21 protein-coding genes are annotated in these 18,338 nt (G+C 66.3%); 15 read left to right on the top strand and 6 right to left on the bottom strand.

Annotation, left to right across the window (positions count from 1 at the left end):
• The first annotated feature begins 24 nt into the window (after positions 1 to 24).
• From exbB to CW360_RS11210, 6 genes are all read left to right on the top strand, one after another.
• Positions 25 to 1,128, top strand: a complete 1,104-nt coding sequence (gene exbB / locus CW360_RS11235) for a tonB-system energizer ExbB (protein ID WP_245874701.1) — start codon at positions 25 to 27, stop codon at positions 1,126 to 1,128.
• A gap of 6 nt (positions 1,129 to 1,134) precedes the next feature.
• On the top strand, positions 1,135 to 1,560 hold the full coding sequence (gene exbD / locus CW360_RS11230; protein WP_093986501.1) for a TonB system transport protein ExbD: 426 nt from the start codon (positions 1,135 to 1,137) through the stop codon (positions 1,558 to 1,560).
• The gene (locus CW360_RS11225; RefSeq protein ID WP_101193754.1) at positions 1,557 to 2,330 is read left to right on the top strand and encodes an energy transducer TonB; all 774 of its coding nucleotides are present in this window, start codon (positions 1,557 to 1,559) and stop codon (positions 2,328 to 2,330) included. The genes exbD and CW360_RS11225 overlap by 4 nt, the downstream gene beginning before the upstream one ends.
• Before the next feature lie 74 nt (positions 2,331 to 2,404).
• On the top strand, positions 2,405 to 3,331 hold the full coding sequence (locus CW360_RS11220; RefSeq protein WP_093986503.1) for a hydrogen peroxide-inducible genes activator: 927 nt from the start codon (positions 2,405 to 2,407) through the stop codon (positions 3,329 to 3,331).
• On the top strand, positions 3,328 to 5,403 hold the full coding sequence (gene recG, locus CW360_RS11215; RefSeq protein WP_101193753.1) for an ATP-dependent DNA helicase RecG: 2,076 nt from the start codon (positions 3,328 to 3,330) through the stop codon (positions 5,401 to 5,403). The genes CW360_RS11220 and recG overlap by 4 nt, the downstream gene beginning before the upstream one ends.
• Positions 5,404 to 5,482: 79 nt before the next feature.
• Positions 5,483 to 6,880 (top strand): aminoacyl-tRNA deacylase and HDOD domain-containing protein, encoded by a 1,398-nt coding sequence (locus CW360_RS11210; protein WP_093986505.1) that lies wholly within the window; start codon positions 5,483 to 5,485, stop codon positions 6,878 to 6,880.
• A gap of 28 nt (positions 6,881 to 6,908) precedes the next feature.
• On the opposite strand, the gene CW360_RS11205 is transcribed toward CW360_RS11210, so the two are convergent.
• The 5 genes from CW360_RS11205 to CW360_RS11185 all read right to left on the bottom strand — a co-directional run bounded on the left by CW360_RS11205 (position 6,909) and on the right by CW360_RS11185 (position 9,976).
• Positions 6,909 to 7,631, bottom strand: a complete 723-nt coding sequence (locus tag CW360_RS11205; protein ID WP_101193752.1) for a hypothetical protein — start codon at positions 7,629 to 7,631, stop codon at positions 6,909 to 6,911.
• 25 nt (positions 7,632 to 7,656) lie between these two features.
• On the bottom strand, positions 7,657 to 8,049 hold the full coding sequence (locus tag CW360_RS11200) for a helicase (protein ID WP_101193802.1): 393 nt from the start codon (positions 8,047 to 8,049) through the stop codon (positions 7,657 to 7,659).
• A gap of 138 nt (positions 8,050 to 8,187) precedes the next feature.
• Positions 8,188 to 8,460: an HU family DNA-binding protein gene (locus CW360_RS11195; protein ID WP_093986507.1), complete on the bottom strand. Its 273-nt coding sequence runs from the start codon at positions 8,458 to 8,460 to the stop codon at positions 8,188 to 8,190.
• 185 nt (positions 8,461 to 8,645) lie between these two features.
• On the bottom strand, positions 8,646 to 9,812 hold the full coding sequence (locus CW360_RS11190; RefSeq protein WP_170307384.1) for an NAD(P)/FAD-dependent oxidoreductase: 1,167 nt from the start codon (positions 9,810 to 9,812) through the stop codon (positions 8,646 to 8,648).
• Entirely contained in the window at positions 9,809 to 9,976 is a 168-nt protein-coding gene (locus CW360_RS11185; RefSeq protein ID WP_093986509.1) for a rubredoxin, read from the bottom strand. Before CW360_RS11185 ends, CW360_RS11190 begins: the two co-directional genes overlap by 4 nt.
• A gap of 147 nt (positions 9,977 to 10,123) precedes the next feature.
• On the opposite strand from CW360_RS11185, the gene CW360_RS11180 reads away from it, so the two are divergent.
• Together CW360_RS11180 and ubiA are read left to right on the top strand one after the other, a co-directional pair.
• A complete protein-coding gene (locus CW360_RS11180) occupies positions 10,124 to 10,645 on the top strand; it encodes a chorismate--pyruvate lyase family protein (protein ID WP_371870516.1) in 522 nt (173 codons plus the stop codon).
• A gap of 25 nt (positions 10,646 to 10,670) precedes the next feature.
• Entirely contained in the window at positions 10,671 to 11,576 is a 906-nt protein-coding gene (ubiA, locus tag CW360_RS11175; RefSeq protein WP_101193751.1) for a 4-hydroxybenzoate octaprenyltransferase, read from the top strand.
• 27 nt (positions 11,577 to 11,603) lie between these two features.
• Here the strand turns inward: ubiA and znuA are convergent, their stop codons facing one another.
• Positions 11,604 to 12,587 (bottom strand): zinc ABC transporter substrate-binding protein ZnuA, encoded by a 984-nt coding sequence (gene znuA, locus CW360_RS11170; RefSeq protein WP_425439764.1) that lies wholly within the window; start codon positions 12,585 to 12,587, stop codon positions 11,604 to 11,606.
• Positions 12,588 to 12,655: 68 nt separating this feature from the next.
• On the opposite strand from znuA, the gene CW360_RS11165 reads away from it, so the two are divergent.
• The 7 genes from CW360_RS11165 to CW360_RS11135 all read left to right on the top strand — a co-directional run bounded on the left by CW360_RS11165 (position 12,656) and on the right by CW360_RS11135 (position 18,284).
• Positions 12,656 to 13,162, top strand: coding sequence for a Fur family transcriptional regulator (locus CW360_RS11165; protein WP_093986512.1), 507 nt, complete (start codon positions 12,656 to 12,658; stop codon positions 13,160 to 13,162).
• Positions 13,147 to 13,914: a zinc ABC transporter ATP-binding protein ZnuC gene (gene znuC, locus CW360_RS11160; RefSeq protein ID WP_093986513.1), complete on the top strand. Its 768-nt coding sequence runs from the start codon at positions 13,147 to 13,149 to the stop codon at positions 13,912 to 13,914. The genes CW360_RS11165 and znuC overlap by 16 nt, the downstream gene beginning before the upstream one ends.
• Before the next feature lie 5 nt (positions 13,915 to 13,919).
• Positions 13,920 to 14,708 (top strand): zinc ABC transporter permease subunit ZnuB, encoded by a 789-nt coding sequence (znuB, locus tag CW360_RS11155; protein WP_101193800.1) that lies wholly within the window; start codon positions 13,920 to 13,922, stop codon positions 14,706 to 14,708.
• A 102-nt stretch (positions 14,709 to 14,810) separates the two neighbouring features.
• Complete coding sequence (locus tag CW360_RS11150) at positions 14,811 to 15,632, top strand: hypothetical protein (protein ID WP_101193799.1); 822 nt, start codon at positions 14,811 to 14,813, stop codon at positions 15,630 to 15,632.
• 159 nt (positions 15,633 to 15,791) lie between these two features.
• Positions 15,792 to 16,799, top strand: a complete 1,008-nt coding sequence (locus CW360_RS11145; RefSeq protein WP_093986515.1) for a methionine ABC transporter ATP-binding protein — start codon at positions 15,792 to 15,794, stop codon at positions 16,797 to 16,799.
• Positions 16,799 to 17,464 carry a methionine ABC transporter permease gene (locus CW360_RS11140; protein ID WP_093986516.1) on the top strand — a complete coding sequence of 222 codons (666 nt, stop codon included), beginning with the start codon at positions 16,799 to 16,801 and terminating at the stop codon, positions 17,462 to 17,464. The genes CW360_RS11145 and CW360_RS11140 overlap by 1 nt, the downstream gene beginning before the upstream one ends.
• A gap of 49 nt (positions 17,465 to 17,513) precedes the next feature.
• Positions 17,514 to 18,284, top strand: coding sequence for a MetQ/NlpA family ABC transporter substrate-binding protein (locus tag CW360_RS11135; protein ID WP_093986517.1), 771 nt, complete (start codon positions 17,514 to 17,516; stop codon positions 18,282 to 18,284).
• Positions 18,285 to 18,338: the final 54 nt, after the last annotated feature.

The raw sequence follows: 18,338 nt of genomic DNA, 5'->3' as shown, positions 1-18,338 counted from the left end.
ACCCTACTCTTTAGGTTCGGTGCTATGTCTTGCTCTTCCCTTCGTGTCACGCCCAATGCCCTGCTGCGCCTGGCTGCGCGGGTTACCCTGCTGCTGGGGCTGAGCCTGGGCGGCGTGTCGCAGGCCGAACCACTGGCCACGCCGTTGCCGGGTGCGCCCGTCCTGCAGGAAGCCGTCCCGGCAGCTACTAGCACGGCGCCGACGCCGGGCGACGGCGTTGTACCAGCACCCGTCGATGCGCAGCTGCAAGCGCTGCGCGAGCGCCTGCAGGCGTTGCCGGCGGAGGCCGATGAGAGCCAGCGTCTGGCGGCTCGCGAAGCCTTCTATGCCGAGCAGAATCTCACCGCCGAAGGGCGTGCCGAGCTCGAGGCCCGTGAGCAGGCAGCCCTGGCCGCCGAAGAGGCTGCGTTGGCCGGGCAACCGGTAGTCCACGACCTGTCGCCCATGGGCATGTACAACCAGGCCGATGTGGTGGTGAAGGGGGTAATGATCGGGCTGATCATCGCCTCGATCATCACCTGGACCATCTGGATCGGCAAAGGTATCGAGCTGCTGCTGGCCAAGCGCCGTCTGCACCGCGAGTTGCGCCAGCTCAAGGGCGCGCGGACCCTGCTGCAGGCTGCCGAGCAGGCGCGTGCCCAGCACAGCTTTAGCAGCTTGTTGATCGATGACGCCCGCGAAGAGCTGCAGCTTTCGGCCAACAGCCTGGATCGCGAAGCCATCAAGGAGCGTGTCAGCTTCCGCCTCGAGCGCCTGGTGGCAGCCAGTGGTCGCAAGATGAGTCAGGGCACCGGCGTACTGGCCACCATTGGTTCGACGGCGCCGTTCGTCGGGCTGTTCGGCACGGTATGGGGCATCATGAACAGCTTCATCGGCATCGCCAAATCGCAAACCACCAACCTCGCAGTGGTCGCTCCCGGCATTGCCGAGGCCCTGCTGGCCACGGCCCTGGGGCTGGTGGCAGCGATTCCTGCGGTGGTCATCTACAACGTATTTGCCCGTTCCATTGCCGGCTACAAGGCGCAGGTGGCGGATGCCTCGGCCCAGGTGTTGCTGCTGGTCAGTCGTGATCTCGACCCGCAAGCCAGCCCGGCCCAGGCCGAGCGCAAGATGGTCAAGGTAGGTTGAGCGCCGATGGGCATGCACCTCAACGAAGGCGGCGACGAGCTGCAGGAAAACCACGAGATCAACGTCACGCCCTTCATCGATGTGATGCTGGTGCTGTTGATCATCTTCATGGTGGCCGCGCCCCTGGCCACGGTAGACGTGAAGATCGACCTGCCGGCCTCCAGTGCGCAGCCTACGCCGCGTCCTGACAAACCGATCTACCTGAGCATCAAGGAAGACGGCAGTCTCTTTCTGGGTGACGAAGCCATACAGCTGGCTGCGCTGGGCCAGGCGTTGGACCAGGCCAGTGGCCGCGACAAGGACAAGACCATCTTCGTGCGCGGTGACAAGAGCGTTGAATACGCCGAGCTGATGCAGGTCATGGATGGTCTGCGTGCCGCGGGTTACCTCAAGGTTGGATTGGTCGGCCTGGAAACGGTTGGCGCGCAATGACCATGCGCGTGAGTTCACTGGCGCGCTGGGGGCTGGCGCTCTTGCTGGTGCTGGCACTGCACCTCGGGCTGTTGCTCTGGTCGTTGTACTGGAAGCCGCAGGCCATGCCCGCGCTGCTGGCGCCACCGGCCATGCTGGTGGAGCTGGCGCCCTTGCCGGAGGTTGCGCCAGCACCTGCGCCAGCGCAAGCGGCACCGCCGCCTGAGCCGGAGCCGCAGGTCGAGCCCGAAGTGGTGCCAGAACCGCAGCCGCGCCTGGTCGAGGCCCCCAAGCCGAAGTTGGCGCTGGCCCCGCCCAAGCCAAAACCCAAGCCGCGTCCGCCCAAGGCCAAGCCACGCCCGCCCGAGCCCAAGCCCGTGCAGCCGCCCAGTCGGCAGGTTAGTGAAACCGTTAGCAGCGTGCCCAGCCAGGGTGAGCCGGCAGCTGTCCCGAGTCGTTCGCAGCAGGCGGCCGGCGGAGCGCCGAGCCGCGCGCAGATCAATTGGCAGACGCGTTTGCTCAGTCACCTGGGGCGCTACAAACGTTACCCGGAAGACGCCCGGCGCCGGGGCATCGAGGGCGTCAACAAGCTGCGCTTCGTGGTCGATGCGCAGGGGCGCGTGCTGGACTTCGAACTGGTGGGCCGCTCCGGCAATGCCTCGCTGGATCGTGCGACCTTGCAGATGATTCGCCGTGCCCAGCCGCTACCCAAGCCGCCGCAGGATATGCTCAAGGATGGCCGCCTGGAGATCGTCGCGCCCTTCGTGTTTTCCCTGGATCGGCGCCGCTGAGTTTAGCGCGGCGTACTGGTTGGTTCCCTTGAAGACAGCGGCTATGCTTGGCCGCATCTCAATGGACACAGACTATGACCCTCACAGAACTGCGCTACATCGTTACCCTCGCCCAGGAACAGCATTTTGGTCGTGCCGCCGAGCGCTGCCATGTCAGCCAGCCGACCCTGTCGGTGGGAGTGAAGAAGCTGGAGGACGAGCTCGGCGTGCTGATCTTCGAGCGCAGCAAAAGCGCGGTGCGCCTGACGCCCGTTGGTGAAGGCATCGTCGCCCAGGCACAGAAGGTGCTCGAACAGGCCCAGGGCATCCGCGAGCTGGCCCAGGCGGGCAAGAACCAGCTGGCCGCGCCGCTCAAGGTGGGGGCTATCTACACCGTGGGGCCCTACCTGTTCCCGCACCTGATCCCGCAGCTGCACAAAGTGGCGCCTGATATGCCGCTGTATATCGAGGAGAATTTCACCCATGTGCTGCGTGACAAGCTGCGCACCGGGGAGCTCGATGCGATCATCATTGCCCTGCCGTTCCACGAGGCGGATGTGCTGACCAAGCCGTTGTATGACGAGCCGTTCTATGTGCTGATGCCGGCTGGCCATCCGTGGAGCGAGCTGCAGTCGATCGATGCCGGCCTGCTCAATGACAAGAGTCTGCTGTTGCTCGGCGAGGGACACTGCTTCCGTGATCAGGTCCTTGAGGCGTGCCCGACCACACGCAAGGCCGATGAGCAGCGTCACACCACCATCGAGTCGAGTTCGCTGGAAACCATCCGTCACATGGTGGCGTCCGGCCTGGGCATTTCCGTGCTGCCGCTGTCCGCCGTGGATAGCCACCACTATGCGCCGGGCGTCATCGATATTCGTCCGCTGACCCCGCCGGTGCCGTTCCGCACCGTGGCGATTGCCTGGCGAGCCAGCTTCCCGCGGCCCAACGCCATTGAAGTGCTGGCTGATTCGATTCGTCTGTGCTCGGTGGGGCGTCCACCGCAGGCTGTCGCCAAGCCGTGAGCGAGCTGGCCCAGGTCAGCGTTACGGCGCTCAAGGGGGTGGGTGCGGCACTGGCGGAAAAACTCGCCAAGGTCGGCCTGGAAACCCTGCAGGACGTGCTGTTCCACCTGCCGTTGCGCTATCAGGATCGCACGCGTATTACTCCGATCGGTGCGTTGCGGCCGGGGCAGGATGCGGTCGTCGAAGGCGTCGTAGCGGGTGCCGATGTGGTCATGGGGCGGCGGCGCAGCCTGCTGGTACGCCTGCAGGATGGCAGCGGTACGCTCAGCCTGCGTTTCTTCCATTTCAGCCAGGCGCAGAAGGATGGTCTTAAGCGCGGTACGGCCTTGCGCTGCTATGGCGAGGTGCGTCCCGGCGCCACCGGCCTGGAAATCTACCACCCGGAATACCGTGCGCAGAGCGGCGACGAGCCGGCTCCGGTAGAGCAGAGCCTGACGCCCATCTACCCGACGACCGAGGGGCTGACCCAGCAGCGCCTGCGCCAGCTCAGCCAGCAGGCCCTGGCACGCCTGGGCCCGCACAGCCTGCCGGACTGGCTGCCGGCGCAGCTGGCTGAACAGTATCGACTCGGGCCACTGGCCGAGGCCTTGCGCTATCTGCACCGGCCGCCGCCGGATGCCGACCTGGCGGAGCTGGCCGAGGGGCAGCACTGGGCGCAGCAGCGTCTGGTCTTCGAGGAGCTGCTCACCCATCAGCTGTCCCTGCAACGCCTGCGCCAGCAGGTGCGTGCCCAGCAGGCGCCGGTCCTGGCCAAGGCGCAGCGCCTGCCGCAGCAGTTTCTCGGCAACCTCGGCTTTACGCCTACGGGGGCGCAGCGCCGTGTGGCGGCGGAAATCGCCTATGACCTCAGCCAGAGCGAGCCGATGCTGCGTCTGGTGCAGGGCGATGTGGGCGCGGGAAAGACCGTGGTAGCGGCCCTGGCCGCCTTGCAGGCACTGGAAGCCGGTTACCAGGTGGCTTTGATGGCACCTACGGAAATCCTCGCCGAGCAGCACTTTCGCAACTTCACGCAGTGGCTGCAGCCACTCGGCATCGAGGTGGCCTGGCTGGCCGGCAAGCTCAAGGGCAAGGCCCGTGCGGCCGCGCTGGAACAGATTGCCGCCGGTTGCCCGATGGTGGTGGGCACCCATGCGTTGTTTCAGGACGAGGTGCAGTTCAAGCGCCTGGCGCTGGTGATCATCGACGAGCAGCACCGCTTCGGCGTGCAGCAGCGCCTGGCCCTGCGCCAGAAGGGTGTCGACGGTCGGCTGTGCCCGCACCAGCTGATCATGACGGCCACGCCGATCCCGCGAACCCTGGCGATGAGCGCCTACGCCGACCTGGATACGTCGATTCTCGACGAGCTGCCGCCGGGACGCACCCCGGTCAATACCCTGGTGATCGCCGATAGCCGGCGTGCCGAGGTGATCGAACGGGTGCGCGCCGCCTGCCGCGAGGGCCGCCAGGCCTACTGGGTGTGCACGCTGATCGAGGAATCCGAGGAACTCACCTGCCAGGCCGCCGAGACCAGCTACGAGGAGCTCTCCGCGGCGCTCGGCGAGCTGCGCGTCGGGCTGATCCACGGGCGCATGAAGCCGGCCGAGAAGGCCGCGGTGATGGACCAGTTCAAGCGCGGCGAGCTGCAGCTGCTGGTGGCCACCACGGTGATCGAGGTCGGCGTCGACGTGCCCAACGCCAGCCTGATGATCATCGAGAACCCCGAGCGCCTGGGCCTGGCTCAGCTACACCAGCTGCGCGGACGGGTTGGTCGAGGGAGTGCCGCCAGCCACTGCGTACTGCTCTACCATGCGCCGCTGTCGCAGCTCGGCCGCGAACGTCTGGCGATCATGCGCGAGACGTGCGACGGCTTCATCATTGCCGAGAAAGACCTCGAACTGCGCGGTCCCGGCGAAATGCTCGGTACCCGGCAGACCGGCCTGCTGCAGTTCAAGGTGGCCGACCTGATGCGCGATGCCGACCTGTTGCCGGCGGTGCGTGACGCCGCGCAGGAGTTGTTGCAGCGCTGGCCGCAGCATGTCGCGCCGCTGCTTGAGCGTTGGCTGCGGCATGGTCAGCAATATGGCCAGGTGTGAACGGATGCGCAGCCGTGCATAGCAGCCTGCGCCGTGCTGGTTATACTGCAGGCATTTCCACCTGGCAGGACTCTGGGCGATGACCGAACCCGCAGAACACCCTACCCCGCGTGCGCCGCTGCTCATTGAACAGTTGCTCGGCAAACTGGGCGTACCTTTCCAGCTGGCCGACAGCACGTGCGTGCTGCCGGCGGTGAGCCGCCTGCAGGCCGTCTTGCTGGATGATGCGGTGGGGGCCTTGCTGGTGCTGTTCAGCCAGGACCAGTTGCTGGACCTCAAGCGCCTGGCCGAGCTCACCGGCCGGCAGTTGCAGGCGGTCAAGCCGGAACGCCTGGAACGCATGCTCGGCAAGCATCAGCTGCATACCCTGCCGGCGCTGCCGCCGCTGACCAGCTCGCCCTGTCTGTACGATGAACGCATTCTCCAGCAGCCCATGCTCTGGCTGGATTCGGGCGATCCGCAGGTGCTCCTGGGGATTGCCAGCAGCGATTTCCGCAGCCTGCTGGGCAAGGCCAGCGCGGCGCACTTCGCAGAGCCGCTGGCGGCGATCCAGCCGAACCTGCGGCGTCCCGAGGATGACCGCGCGGAGATCACCCTGGCGGTACACACCTTCACCGCGCGGCGCATCCAGCAGCGGCTGGAGGAAACCATCGAGATCCCCCCGCTACCGGAAACCGCGCAGAAGATCATCAAGTTGCGTGTCGACCCGAATGCCACGGTGGACGACATTACCGGCGTGGTGGAAACCGATCCGGCACTGGCCGCGCAGGTGGTCAGCTGGGCGGCGTCACCCTACTACGCGGCGCCGGGCAAGATCCGCTCCGTGGAAGATGCCATTGTCCGGGTGCTGGGCTTCGATCTGGTGATCAACCTGGCGCTGGGCCTGGCCTTGGGCAAGACCCTCAGCCTGCCCCGCGACCGTGCCCAGCACAGTACACCCTACTGGCAGCAGGCGATCTATACCGCCGCGGTCATCGAGGGGCTGACCCGCGCCATGCCCCGGGCCGAGCGGCCTGAGGCGGGCCTGGCCTACCTGGCGGGGCTGCTGCACAACTTCGGCTACCTGGTGCTGGCGCACATCTTCCCGCCGCATTTTTCGCTGATCTGCCGGCACCAGGAGGTCAATCCGCACCTTGGACACAGCCATATCGAGCAGCACCTGCTGGGGATTACCCGTGAGCAGATCGGCAGCTGGCTGATGCGTTTCTGGGATATGCCGGAGGAGCTGGCGGTGGCCCTGCGCTTCCAGGAAGACCCGGACTACGACGGCCCGCTGGCGGTGTATGCCAACCTGCTGTGCCTGACCCTGCGCCTGCTGCGCCAGCGGCAGATCGGCAGCGGCCCCAGTCAGGAGATTCCCGACAGCCTGCTGGCGCGCCTGCAGATCAGTCGCGACAAGGCCGAAGAAGCGTTGGACAAGGTGTTGGAAGCCGAGGCCGCGCTGCGTGAGCTGGCCGCTCAGTTCCAGGGGCACTGAGCGGCGCCTGGGCACCCGGGCGGGCAGTTCAGTGCAGCAGTTCGCTGCGTCGCTCGCGAAACAGCTGCAGCAGCTCTTCCTGGCTGGCCTGCAGCAGCGCTTGCAGCGGCGGTTGGCGATACAGGTCCAGATAGCTCTGTAGCTGCTCGCTAGGCATGCGCCGGTAGGCATACAGCATGAAGCCCTGCACCGCCTGTTGGCTGGCCTGTTGCAGGCGTTGCTGTTGTTCGACGGTGGCGCTGGCCAGTTGTTGCTCGTCGATGCTTTCGCCACGGCTGTGCACGGTCAGCCAGGCCTGGCTCTTGCCGATTTCATAGCGCAGCAGGCTGGCCAGCGCGCTGGTGTGCGCTGCTGCATCGAGTTGCTGGATCAGTTCGACCCGCGCGCCGAGCGGCGGTTGCTCGGCCAGGCGCTGGCGGTAGGCGGCCAGTTGCGGATCGCTGGCCGCGCTGCGTTCGGCTTCGCTGAAAAAGCGCGCCAGCTCGCCACCCAGCAGCACCTGAGCCTGCTCCTGTTGCTCGCGACTCAGCCGCTTGGCGAGGCGCTGCTGCAAGTCATGGCACAACCGCTCGCCGTCAAAGGCCTTGGCCAGGCGTGCTTGCTGTTCAGTGGGCATGCCCTGCTGGGCCAGTGCGCCAGTCTGCAGGCACAACTGCTGGATGCCGATCAGCTCCAGGCTGTCCTGCAGGGGCGTGGCGGCCTGGCTGGCCAGGCTGCACAACAGCAGGGCGAAAAGGCTGATCAGGCGCATGGCAAACATCCTTGTGCCGCAAGGCTCAGGCGGCCTTGCTGGCCGGCTTGGACTTTTTCGGGGCGAGGTACTTGGTCAGGCCCTGGAACCACATGACCAGGGCCGGGTTGCCCTGGATCTGGATGTCCTTGTTCTGGATGCCCTGCATGAAGGCCAGTTGCTTGTTCTTGGCGGTCATGGTGGCGAAGCCGTAGGCACTGTCCTTGAAACCCAGGGCAAAGGCGGGTGCCTCGACACGACCGGACTTGCTGGTGATGCGCTGCTGGCTGACGATGAAGTGACGGGCGACCTTGCCGTCCAGGGTGTGCAGCTGGAAGACCAGGTCCTTGCCGTCGAGTTGCTTCTGGAAGTCGGGATTGCTGCGGCTGGCTTTGGCCATCAGGCGGCCCATCATCCACAGGAGAAAACGGAATTTCATGCGCGAGGCCTCGGCGGTTGGATACAAATGGCCGCGCATTGTAGTGCTTTTCGCCGCAGACTACAGCTGCTTTGCCGGTTGCCGGCGCCACCCTGTGACGCCGGTCAGGCTCTGGGGACATCCTTGTCCCCGCAGGACTCAGTTGACCGCGTCCTTGAGGGCCTTGCCCGGCTTGAAGGCGACGGTATTACTGGCCTTGATGGTAACCGGCTGGCCGGTTTGCGGGTTTTTCCCGGTGCGTGCGCCGCGATGGCGCTGAACGAAAGTGCCGAAGCCAACCAGGGTCACGCTGTCCTTGCGGTTCAGGGCGTTGCTGATTTCTTCGAGCAGGGCGTTGAGTACGCGATTGGCCTGGTCCTTGGTGAGGTCGGCTTTTTCCGCGATAGCGGCGGCAAGTTCGGGTTTACGCATAAATGCCTCTTTGACGGTTTGTTGTTGTTGTGTCCGTGCTGACCGGGGCTGACCCCGATCCCGCGGCAACCGCTCTGCGCGGCGGTAGACCGACGGGAGAATGGCATGCTGGCCTAGGCTGCGCCAGTCTTGTCAGACAGTTTGTCGGCAGCTTAGCCGGGCATATTGGCCATAAGCCACGCTGTTCACGCCAAAAGCGCGGGTAGTTCTCGATTCAGCGTCAGTTTGTCCTGCACCGCGCTGCCGCTCAGTGCATAGCCGAGCAGGCGCCCATCACGGCTGCGGTATTCGCCGCGCAGGTCAGGCGCCTGGCCGGTGAACTGCCATTGGCCGGGCTGCTCGCCGGACGGCGGGGCGACCAGCAGGGGGCACGCCGGTGTCTTCACGGTGATCGGCATGGCGCCGTAGCTGACCTGTGTCGGCTCGCCGGCCAGGGTGCGCGCCAGGGCGCGTGCCGCGGCCATCAGTGGCATGACGTAGAGCAGGCTGTGGCCGGCCACCTCGGCACAGTCGCCGAGGGCGTAGATATGTGGCTGCGAACTACGCAGCAGGCGGTCGACCTGAATGCCGCGGCCCACGGCCAGGCCTGCCTGGCTGGCCAGTCGGGTACGTGGGCGCAGGCCGATGGCTGCGAGGAGCAGGTCGGCATGCAGTTGCCGGCCATCATCCAGGCTGGCGCACAGGCCGCTGCGGGCGTGCTCGAGCCGAACCAGTTGACGTCCCAGGTGGAACTCGGCGCCGGCTGCCGCCAGGGCCTCCTGCACGCAGCTGGCGCTGGGCGCGGGCAGCAGGCCGGGCATGACCTGCGGGGCGGGCGCCACCAGGCAGGGCTGGTAGCCGCCGAGCAGCAGGTCGTTGGCAAATTCGCAGCCGATCAGTCCGGCGCCGAGGATCAGCACCCGCTGCTTGCCGTGCAGGGCCTGGCGAAAGCGTGCGTAGTCCTGCAGGTCGTTGACCGTGAACAGGCAATCGGCGGCATCGCCCGGCAGGTCGGGCCGGAGTGCCTCGGCGCCACAGGCCAGCACCAGGTCACGGTAGGTCAGGCACTCGTTGCCCAGCCACAACTGGCGCTGGGCCGGGTCGATGGCCGTGACCTGTGTATGGCTGCGAATTTGCGCCTGGAGTTGCTCGGCCATCGCGCCGGCCTCGGCCTGCACCAGTTGATCGGCGCTTTTGTCCTTGGCCAGTCCGGTGGACAGCATGGGCTTGGCGTAGGCGCGGGCGTCATCCTGGCTGATGATCAGCAAGGGTGTCTGGCTGTCCAGCTTGCGCCATTCGCGGGCCAGCTGGTAGCCCGCCAGGCCGCTGCCGACAATCACCAGCGGGGCATGGGCGGGCACTGTTGCCGTCATGACAGCAGGACCATCTCAAAGTCATCCTTGCTCACGCCGCAGTCGGGGCACAGCCAGTCTGCCGGGACATCTTCCCAGCGGGTACCCGGGGCGATGCCGTCATCCGGCCAGCCCAGGCGTTCGTCGTAGATCAGGCCACACACTATGCATTGCCATTGTTTCATGCCGGGCAGTCTCATCGGGGGGAGGTGCTGTCGTTTGTACTGCGTGTGTCGCCTGCCGGCAATAGCCGGCACGCACAGGGGGGCGGGCGCGATGGTAAGCTTGCCGCGCTTTTAGCTGCGGAATGAGTTGCCGTGTCCGATACGCCGATTGCCACGCCGGCCTGGCTGAGTGTGGCGCACATGCCTGCCGAGCTGCCGGCCAGCTGGCGCGACTGGCTGTTTTCCTGTGATTCGCTGACCCGTCGGTTGAGCGCATTGGCGGGCGGTCAGTTCAGCGTGCAGCCGCTCCAGGAAGGTTGGCAGAGCCTGCGCGCCGATGAGTGCCGGGCGTTGGGCTTGCCACCTGCGGCACGCGGCTGGGTGCGTGAGGTGTACCTGCGCGGGGCGGGCCAGGCCTGGGTGTTTGCCCGCAGTGTGGCCGCGCACAGCCAGGGCGAAGGACTCGACCTGGCCCAACTGGGTTGTCGCTCGCTGGGCGAGTTGCTGTTCAGCGATCAGGCTTTCCAGCGCGGTGCCATCGAAGCCTGTCGCTATCCGTCGGCCTGGTTGCCGCCGGCCATGCAGGCCGATGGGCTGTGGGCGCGGCGCTCCTGCTTCAGCCGCGGAGCCTTGCAGGTGCTGGTGGCCGAGGTGTTCCTGCCGCGCTTCTGGCAGGATGCCGGCCTATAATCGCCGCCTCGCCCGGAGAACGCGCATGTATCTGAAGCTGCTGCAATCGCTCAATCGCCTGCACCCGCGGGCTTTCGACTTTATCCAGTTGATGCGCCTGGATCGCCCGATTGGCATCTACCTGCTGCTCTGGCCGACCCTCTGGGCGCTGTGGGTGGCGGCCGAGGGTGTGCCCAGCTGGGGCAATCTGCTGATTTTCGTCAGCGGCGTGGTATTGATGCGTTCGGCGGGTTGCGTGATCAACGACTATGCCGACCGGCACTTCGACGGGCATGTCACGCGTACGCACCAGCGCCCGCTGGTGCGTGGGCGGGTCAGCGAGCGCGAGGCGCTGGGCCTGTTCGCCGGACTGTTGCTGCTCAGCCTGCTGCTGGTGCTGTGCACCAACCTGGCGACCTTCTACCTGTCGTTTGGCGCGTTGGCCCTGGCGGCCTGCTACCCCTTCATGAAGCGCCATACCTACTACCCGCAGGTGGTGCTGGGGGCGGCCTATTCCTGGGGGATTCCCATGGCGTTCATGGCCGAGACCGGTGAGGTGCCGCTGGCCGCCTGGCTGTTGTACTTCGCCAACCTGCTGTGGACGGTGGCCTACGACACCTACTATGCGATGACCGACCGCGAGGACGACCTGCAGATTGGCGTGAAGTCCACGGCCATCCTGTTCGGCGATGCCGACCGCGCGATCATCCTTACCCTGCAGGGGCTGGCGCTGTTCTGCCTGTTGCTGGCCGGGGCACAGTTCAAGCTCGGCCTGGCTTTTCATGGCGGCTTGCTGGTAGCGGCGTTGTGTTTTGCCTGGGAGTTCTGGCAGACCCGCTCGCGCGAGCCACAGGCTTGCTTTCAGGCGTTCCTGCACAGCCACTGGGCCGGACTGGCGATTCTCCTGGGGCTGGTCGCGGATTATGCGGGACGGGTGCCGGCGGCGGGTTAGCCGGTGCGTGCCGCAGGCGGCGTGCGCTTACAGTTGCTCCAGGCAGCCGGCCAGGTTGTCGGCGAGATTTTCCAGCAGGCGCGGGTAGCCCTCGGCATCGGCGGCCAGCGCATAGCCCAGGGCGTCCAGTTCGGCCATGCGTACCGGCAGGCCCTCGCCGAGGGTTTGTAGCAGGCGCGGACGCAGCGGCGGTTCGCTGAACAGGCAGCTGGGGCCGGTGCTCTGCAGTTGCTGGCGGATCAGGGCGACATGCCGGGCGCCGGGCTGCACTTCACCGAGCAGGTTGAATACTCCGCGATGTTGCAGGCCATAGGCCTGTTCGAAGTAGTCGAACGCCTGGTGGAAGACGAAGAACGGCTTGCCCTGCAGCGGCGCCAGGCGTGCCTGCAGGTGCTGGTCGAGTGTGCTCAGGCGTTGCGCGAAGGCGTCGGCATTGGCCTGGTAGCGTGCGGCCTGTTGCGGGTCCAGGGCGGCCAGGTCGCTGGCCATGCGCTGGGCGATGCGCTGGGCATTGGCCGGCAACAGCCAGAGGTGGGCGTCCAGGGTGCCGGGCTGATGCTGGTGGTCGTCATGTTCGTCGTGGGCAGACTCATGCTGGTCATGGTCATGGTCATGGTCATGGTCATGGTCATGGTCATGGTCATGGTCATGGTCATGGTCAGCGGGACGGGCAGGCTCGCCAAAGTGGCGCAGCTGCAGGCCATCGAGCTGTTGTACGGCCAGTGTCGTGGCCGTGCGACTGGCCAGCGGCTTGGCGAGGAAGCCTTCCAGGTCCGGGCCGATCCAGTAGAACAGCTCGGCCTGCTGCAGCTTGCGCATGTCCGAGGGGCGCAGGGCAAAGTGGTGCGGCGAGGCGCCCGGCGGCAGCAGCACCTCGGGCTGCCCGAGGCCGTCCTGTACGGCGGCGGCAATCAGCTGCAGTGGCTTGATGCTGGTCAGTACGCGCACGTCAGCCAGTGCCTGGCTGCTGGCGAAAAGGAGGGCGGCAAGGGCAAGGAAGCAACGCACGATGGCAACACCTGGGCTGTAAAGCGTAATAGAATAACGTCTCTTCGCCATTGCCGTCGCCCCCATCGCCCATGACTGCTTCTGCCCATCCCGAGCTGGCTTGCCAGCCGCATGACCATAGCCATTGTGTCAGCCACGCGCTTGAGCAGGCCGAGCAGCTCTGCCTGCAGCAGGGGGTGCGCCTGACTACCCTGCGCAAGCGTGTGCTGGAGCTGGTCTGGCAAAGCCACCGGCCGTTGGGCGCCTATGACATCCTCGGCGTGCTCAGTGAAGTGGACGGCCGGCGTGCTGCACCGCCGACCGTCTACCGGGCGCTGGACTTTCTGCTGGAACACGGCCTGGTGCACCGCATTGCTTCGCTGAATGCCTTTGTCGGCTGCAGCCATCCCGGGCATGTGCATCAGGGGCAGTTCCTCATTTGCCGGCAGTGCCATGCCGCCATCGAGCTGCAGCAACCCGCGATCAGCCAGGCGATCGTCAGCAGTGCGGCGGCCCTGGGCTTTGCCGTGGAGGGGCAGACCGTCGAGGTGCTGGGGCGTTGTCGGGCCTGTCAGGAGTCGCCATGTCCGACAGCCTGATTCGTTTGCATGATGTCACCGTGCAGTTTGCCGGCCAGGCGGTGCTGGAGGGCGTCAACCTGGATCTGCAGGCCGGGGAGATCGTCACCCTGATCGGCCCCAACGGTGCCGGCAAGACCACCCTGGTGCGCGTCGTGCTAGGGCTGTTGCGGCCCAGCCAGGGCAGCGTCTGGCGCCAGTCGCGCCTGCGTATTGGCTATATGCCGCAAAAACTCTCGGTGGAGGCGACCCTGCCGCTCAGCGTGCTGCGCTTCCTGCGCCTGGTGGCCGGGGTCGGTCGTGCCGAGGCCGAGGCGGCGCTGGCCGAGGTAGGTGCCGAGCAGGTACTCAACAGCCCGCTGCAGGCCATATCCGGCGGGGAGCTGCAGCGCGTGCTGCTGGCCCGCGCACTGCTGCGCAAGCCGCAGCTGCTGGTGCTCGACGAGCCGGTGCAGGGCGTCGATGTGGCAGGCCAGGCCGAGCTGTACCGGCTGATCGGCCGCCTGCGCGAACGCTACGGCTGCGGCGTATTGATGGTCTCGCATGACCTGCATCTGGTGATGAGTGCCACTGACCAGGTGATCTGCCTGAACCGGCATGTCTGCTGCTCCGGGCATCCCGAGCAGGTTGGCGCCGACCCGGCCTTTCATGCGCTGTTTGGCCAGGATGCGCGCAGCCTGGCGGTCTACCAGCATCACCATGACCACCAGCACGACCTGCATGGCGGCGTGGTGCTCACCCCCCATGTTCACGGCCCCCACTGCAAGCACTGATGACCATGCCCGACTTTCTCCTGCATGCCCTGTTCGCCGGCCTGGCGCTGGCGCTGGTGGCTGGCCCGCTGGGCTCCTTCGTGGTCTGGCGGCGCATGGCCTATTTTGGCGACACGCTGTCGCACGCGGCGCTGTTTGGCGTGGCCATCGGCCTGCTGCTGGATATCAGCCCGACCCTGGCGGTCACCGTCGGTTGCCTGCTGCTGGCGCTGTTGTTGGTGACCCTGCAGCAGCGCCAGCCACTGGCCTCCGATACGCTGCTGGGCATCCTCGCGCACAGCACCCTGTCGCTGGGTCTGGTGACCCTGAGCTTCATGCCCGAAGTGCGTATCGATCTGATGAGTTATCTGTTCGGTGACCTGCTGGCAGTGAGCCGCGAGGACCTGTATTGGATCGTCGCGGGCAGTGCGCTGGTGCTGCTGATCCTCGTGCCGCTGTGGCGACCGCTGCTGGCGATTACCGTGCATGAGGAGCTGGCGCGGGTCGAAGGGCTGCCGGTGGCGGCCATTCGTCTGGCGCTGATGCTGCTGATTGCCCTGGTTATCGCGGTGGCCATGAAGATCGTCGGGGTGCTGCTGATCACCTCGCTGCTGATCATTCCGGCCGCCGCCGCGCAGCGCCATGCGCGCACCCCGGAACAGATGGCGCTGGGCGCCAGCCTGCTCGGCCTGCTCGCGGTGTGTGGCGGGCTCAGTCTGTCGTGGTTCCAGGACACCCCGGCCGGCCCATCGATTGTGGTCTGTGCCGCAGCACTGTTTTTGCTCAGCTTTCTGCTGCGTCGGCGCGCAGTGTAGAATTTGCCGCGCCATGCGGGTGCGACCCATGAGTCAGCTTTTGACGAGCGGTCCGCCGGGCGCGTGATCATTTCCCCCACTGCGCTGCCCGGTCTGCCTGTCATGAACCTGTCCCGCCTGCTGCTTGTGTCTTTGCTGATCTGCCCGTCGTTGCAGGCGGACAACCTGCCGCCGGTGGATGAAAACGTGCAGGCCCTGCGTGTGCTGGAGCAGCAGCTGGGGGCCGGTCGCCTGGCCGATGCCGAGCGTCAGCTGCAGGGCCTGCAGCAGCGCATTCCCGGGGATACCCGCTTGCAGGGTGCGCGCCGCCTGCTGGCCGCCGCCTATCTGGCGCAGGGCCGCCGCCACCTGGCCTCGGGGGATCTGGCGGCTGCCGGGCAAGCCCTGCAGCAGGCGCGTCGTCACCTGCCCAACGCCGATGAGGATGCCGCCCTGGAGCGCGATATCGGCGCTGCCCGAGCAGCTGCCGAGGCGCGTGCGCAGGCCCAGGCGCTGGCCGCGCAACAGGCCGAGGCGCAGCGTCTACAGGCCTTGCGCCAGGCCGAGCAGGCCCGCGCTGCACAGGCGCAGGCACTGGCTGCCGAACAGGCCCGTGCAGCCGCAGCGGCTGCGGCCGAAGCGGCGCGTCGTGAACCGCAACATATTGACCTGAGCAAGCCGCTGAACCAGATTGCCCTGCCCATGCTGGATCAGCAGGACAACCAGGCGCTGCGTGAGCTGCTCGATGGCGTGGCCGCCGATCTGGTGCAGTTCGACTGCCGCTTGCAGATCCAGGTGCGCCAGGTGCGTGACTACGCCTGGGTGGCGGCCCTGCTGGCGGCGCGGGTTAAGAAGCTGGACAGCCACTATGAGCTGCAGCCCCGGCAGTTGCTGGTGCCCGAGCAGGCCCCGCAGCTGCTGCTGGATCACTGTCGACAGGGTTGATCGGGCAGACAGTTTTCCGACAAAAGGCTATAAGCATAGGTCTATAAAGATTTTTGCGACCTATGCCGCTGCGGGTAGACTTCCCCGCCTGCATCCGTCTATCCGGCTGTCACGTCGCCATCCGCGCTGTGTCTGCCTGCAAGCCCAAAAGGTTTATCCGTGATCGAACTGCACCAGGTGCACAAGGCCTACCAGGTCAATGGCCGAGACATTCCCGCGCTGCACCCCTGCGACCTGCACATTGGCCGGGGCGAGGTGTTCGGCCTGATTGGCCACTCCGGCGCCGGCAAGAGCACCCTGCTGCGCCTGCTCAATCGCCTGGAGCAGCCCAGTGGCGGGCGCATCGTCATCGATGGCGAGGACGTCACCGCACTGGACAGCCAGGGCCTGCGGCGTTTCCGCCAGCGCCTGGGCATGATCTTCCAGCACTTCAACCTGCTGTCCTCGAAGACCGTGGCGGAAAACGTCGGCATGCCATTGCAGCTGGCCGGCGAATTGTCGCGCCGGGCCATCGCCCAGCGTGTCGATGAGCTGCTGCAGCGCGTCGGCCTGGCCGAGCAGGCGCACAAGTATCCGGCACAGCTGTCCGGCGGGCAGAAGCAGCGGGTCGGCATTGCCCGCGCCCTGGCGACGGCACCGAAGATCCTGCTGTGCGACGAGGCGACCAGTGCGCTCGATCCGCAGACTACCGGGCAGGTCCTGCAGCTGCTGGCCGAGCTCAACCGCGAGCTGGGCCTGACCATCGTGCTGATCACCCACGAGATGGACGTGATCCGCCGGGTCTGTGACCGCGTGGCGGTCATGGACGCCGGGCGCATCGTCGAGCAGGGCGCGGTGGCCCAGGTATTCCTGCACCCGCAGCATCCCACCACGCAGCGCTTCGTCCAGGAAGATGAGGCCGTGGACGCCGACGCGCAGCACGCCGACTTCGCCCATGTGCCGGGACGTATCCTGCGTCTGACCTTCCAGGGTGAGGCGACCTATGCACCGCTGCTTGGTCAGGTGGCACGCCGCAGCGGCGTTGATTACAGCATCCTGGCCGGGCGCATCGACCGCATCAAGGACGTGCCCTATGGCCAGTTGACCCTGGCCCTGACCGGCGGCGACATCGACGCCGCGCTGGCCTGCTTCCAGGCCGCCGACGTGCATCTGGAGGTGCTGCGCTGATGGACGCCTTCTTCAGCCATATCGACTGGTACGAGATTGGCCTGGCCAGTCTGGATACCCTGCTCATGCTCGGCGGTTCGCTGCTGTTCACCGTGCTGCTCGGCCTGCCGCTGGGCGTGCTGCTGTTCCTCTGCGGGCCGCGCCAGCTGTTCGATAACCGCGGCCTGTATGCGCTGCTCTCGCTGCTGGTCAACGTGCTGCGCTCGCTGCCATTCATCATCCTGCTGATCGTGATGATTCCGCTGACCCTGCTGCTGACCGGCACTTCGCTGGGCGTGGCCGGGGCCATTCCGCCGCTGGTGGCCGGTGCCACGCCGTTCTTCGCACGGCTGGTGGAAACCGCGCTGCGCGAAGTCGATCGCGGCATCATCGAGGCCACCCAGGCGATGGGCGCCAGCACCCGGCAGATCATCTTCCGCGCGCTGCTCCCGGAGGCGCGTCCGGGCATCATCGCGGCCATCACGGTTACCGCCATCACCCTGGTGTCCTACACGGCGATGGCCGGCGTGGTGGGGGCGGGCGGCCTCGGCGACCTGGCCATCCGTTTCGGCTACCAGCGTTTCCAGACCGACGTGATGCTGGTTACCGTGGTGCTCATGCTGCTCCTCGTGCAGCTGCTGCAGAGCCTGGGTGATCGCCTGGTGCAGCACTACTCGCGCAAATGATCCGGGGCTACCCGCCCTTTTACCGACTGTCCCAAAAGGAAGCCTTGTCATGAAAAAACTGCTGCTCAGCCTTGCCGCCGTTGCCACCTTCGCGGTGCAGGCAGAAACCCTGCAAGTGGCCGCCACGCCGGTGCCGCACGCGGAAATCCTCGAGTTCATCAAGCCCAAGCTGGCTGCCGAAGGCATCGAGCTGCAGGTCAAGGTGTTCACCGACTATGTGCAGCCGAACATCCAGGTGGCGGAGAAGCGTCTGGATGCCAACTTCTTCCAGCACCAGCCGTATCTGGATGAGTTCAACAAGACCAAGGGCACCGAACTGGTCAGCGTGGCCGGCGTGCACATCGAGCCGTTCGGTGTTTACTCGGCGCGCCTGAAGAGCCTCGATGCGCTGCCCGAGGGCGCCAGCGTGGTGATCCCCAACGACGCCACCAACGGTGGCCGCGCGCTGCTGCTGCTGGCCAAGGCCGGGGTGCTCAGCCTCAAGCCGGAAGCCGGCATCACCGCGTCGGCGCGTGACATTCTCGACAACCCCAAGCGCCTCAAGGTGCGTGAGCTGGAAGCGGCGACCCTGCCGCGCGTGCTCAACCAGGTCGACCTGGCGCTGATCAACACCAACTACGCGCTGGAAGCCGGCCTCAAGCCGACCCAGGACGCGCTGCTGATCGAAGGCAGCGACTCGCCCTACGTGAACATCCTGGTGGCGCGTGCCGACAACCAGCACAGTGCGGCCATGCACAAGCTGGTCGAACACCTGCACAGCGAGGCAGTGCGTAGCTTCATTCAGGAGAAGTACCAGGGCGCCGTGGTTCCGGCTTTCTGAGCCCAGCCGACCCCTGAGTTGTCCCACAGAGCCCGCCCAGTGCGGGCTCTGTGC

The organism is Pseudomonas fluvialis (assembly GCF_002835605.1).
GTDB lineage: Bacteria > Pseudomonadota > Gammaproteobacteria > Pseudomonadales > Pseudomonadaceae > Aquipseudomonas > Aquipseudomonas fluvialis.
The sequence above is the reverse complement of the archived record's forward strand: the minus strand, read 5'-3'. Positions and strand labels throughout refer to the sequence as shown.

What these genes read in the sequence shown, in the direction of transcription:
- CW360_RS11220 (WP_093986503.1), top strand. Translation starts at nt 2,405, where the DNA reads ATGACCCTCACAGAACTGCGCTACATCGTTACCCTCGCCCAGGAACAG.
- znuB (WP_101193800.1), top strand. Translation starts at nt 13,920, where the DNA reads ATGCCCGACTTTCTCCTGCATGCCCTGTTCGCCGGCCTGGCGCTGGCG.
- CW360_RS11225 (WP_101193754.1), top strand. Translation starts at nt 1,557, where the DNA reads ATGACCATGCGCGTGAGTTCACTGGCGCGCTGGGGGCTGGCGCTCTTG.
- CW360_RS11195 (WP_093986507.1), bottom strand. Translation starts at nt 8,460, where the DNA reads ATGCGTAAACCCGAACTTGCCGCCGCTATCGCGGAAAAAGCCGACCTC.
- CW360_RS11140 (WP_093986516.1), top strand. Translation starts at nt 16,799, where the DNA reads ATGGACGCCTTCTTCAGCCATATCGACTGGTACGAGATTGGCCTGGCC.
- znuC (WP_093986513.1), top strand. Translation starts at nt 13,147, where the DNA reads ATGTCCGACAGCCTGATTCGTTTGCATGATGTCACCGTGCAGTTTGCC.
- exbD (WP_093986501.1), top strand. Translation starts at nt 1,135, where the DNA reads ATGGGCATGCACCTCAACGAAGGCGGCGACGAGCTGCAGGAAAACCAC.
- CW360_RS11150 (WP_101193799.1), top strand. Translation starts at nt 14,811, where the DNA reads ATGAACCTGTCCCGCCTGCTGCTTGTGTCTTTGCTGATCTGCCCGTCG.
- CW360_RS11185 (WP_093986509.1), bottom strand. Translation starts at nt 9,976, where the DNA reads ATGAAACAATGGCAATGCATAGTGTGTGGCCTGATCTACGACGAACGC.
- CW360_RS11200 (WP_101193802.1), bottom strand. Translation starts at nt 8,049, where the DNA reads ATGAAATTCCGTTTTCTCCTGTGGATGATGGGCCGCCTGATGGCCAAA.
- ubiA (WP_101193751.1), top strand. Translation starts at nt 10,671, where the DNA reads ATGTATCTGAAGCTGCTGCAATCGCTCAATCGCCTGCACCCGCGGGCT.
- CW360_RS11190 (WP_170307384.1), bottom strand. Translation starts at nt 9,812, where the DNA reads ATGACGGCAACAGTGCCCGCCCATGCCCCGCTGGTGATTGTCGGCAGC.
- exbB (WP_245874701.1), top strand. Translation starts at nt 25, where the DNA reads ATGTCTTGCTCTTCCCTTCGTGTCACGCCCAATGCCCTGCTGCGCCTG.
- CW360_RS11135 (WP_093986517.1), top strand. Translation starts at nt 17,514, where the DNA reads ATGAAAAAACTGCTGCTCAGCCTTGCCGCCGTTGCCACCTTCGCGGTG.
- CW360_RS11165 (WP_093986512.1), top strand. Translation starts at nt 12,656, where the DNA reads ATGACTGCTTCTGCCCATCCCGAGCTGGCTTGCCAGCCGCATGACCAT.
- CW360_RS11205 (WP_101193752.1), bottom strand. Translation starts at nt 7,631, where the DNA reads ATGCGCCTGATCAGCCTTTTCGCCCTGCTGTTGTGCAGCCTGGCCAGC.
- CW360_RS11210 (WP_093986505.1), top strand. Translation starts at nt 5,483, where the DNA reads ATGACCGAACCCGCAGAACACCCTACCCCGCGTGCGCCGCTGCTCATT.